This window comes from Stenotrophomonas sp. IS26, from assembly GCF_054188265.1.
This window is the reverse complement of record NZ_JBSZJV010000042.1, coordinates 1-521: the sequence shown is the minus strand read 5'-3', so window position 1 is coordinate 521 and position 521 is coordinate 1. Positions and strand designations below refer to the sequence as shown.

Genomic DNA, 521 nt, shown 5'->3' with positions numbered 1-521 from the left:
GTGCCGTACATCGTCGTCTTCCTGAACAAGGCAGACATGGTCGATGACGCCGAGCTGCTGGAACTGGTCGAGATGGAAGTCCGCGAGCTGCTGAGCAAGTACGACTTCCCGGGCGATGACACCCCGATCATCTCGGGTTCGGCCCGCCTGGCGCTGGAAGGCGACCAGAGCGAGATCGGTGTGCCGGCCGTGATCAAGCTGGTCGAAGCTCTCGACAGCTGGATCCCGACCCCGGAACGCGACATCGACAAGCCCTTCCTGATGCCGGTCGAAGACGTGTTCTCGATCTCGGGCCGCGGCACCGTCGTGACCGGTCGTATCGAGCGCGGCGTGATCAAGGTCGGCGAAGAAATCGAAATCGTCGGTATCCGTCCGGTCCAGAAGACCACCGTCACCGGCGTGGAAATGTTCCGCAAGCTGCTCGACCAGGGTCAGGCAGGCGACAACGCCGGTCTGCTGCTGCGCGGCACCAAGCGTGACGACGTCGAGCGTGGCCAGGTCCTGGCCAAGCCGGGTTCGAT

General features: G+C 63.7%; 1 protein-coding gene. It reads left to right on the top strand.

Annotated elements, in window-relative coordinates; genetic code table 11:
• Window positions 1-521, top strand: a 521-nt coding sequence (locus ACW6W5_RS17840) for an EF-Tu/IF-2/RF-3 family GTPase (RefSeq protein WP_458233675.1), incomplete at both ends; no start/stop codon positions are given.